Origin of the sequence: Pseudomonas sp. EA_5y_Pfl2_R50, assembly GCF_963970475.1 — a bacterium.
GTDB lineage: Bacteria > Pseudomonadota > Gammaproteobacteria > Pseudomonadales > Pseudomonadaceae > Aquipseudomonas.
In genome coordinates, this window is the sequence record NZ_CAXAPT010000193.1 from 1 (window position 1) to 439 (window position 439).

At 56.0% G+C, this 439-nt stretch carries 1 protein-coding gene; it reads right to left on the minus strand.

What is annotated here, in order from left to right:
- Nucleotides 1-288 (minus strand): helix-turn-helix domain-containing protein (locus tag AACY19_RS27405; RefSeq protein ID WP_339454621.1); only part of this gene is annotated, 288 nt, incomplete at its 3' end.
- Nucleotides 289-439: the final 151 nt, after the last annotated feature.

Genomic DNA, 439 nt, shown 5'->3' on the forward strand with positions numbered 1-439 from the left:
TGCCGGCAATTGAGCGCCTTGCGATTTCAGTTGCCTCTCGCCGAGCAGGAAGCCGGCCGAGACGCCAAAAATGTTGGCGAACTTGAGAAGCCTTGTCGGGTTGACCTGGTTCTTGCCCTGTTCGTACTTCTGAATCTGCTGGAACGTGATCCCGAGCTTGCCGGCCAGTGTCTCCTGGGTGAGTCCCTGATGGAGACGCAGGCTCCGGATACGGGCACCGATAGCTGCGTCGATGGATTCGTCTTTCCGTTTCGCCAATTCAGAACCCCAATATAGGGAAAGGAACAAGTCCCAGTCATCGAACCAGACTTAACTATGATGTCAACGCGCTGTTTCCGAAACCGGGCGCGCAGCCGTCCATCAGAGCTCTGACGCTCGCATTCGTGCCCTCTCGATCAATTCTTCGGCTTGCGTGATGCATACCGAAACATCCGTGGCA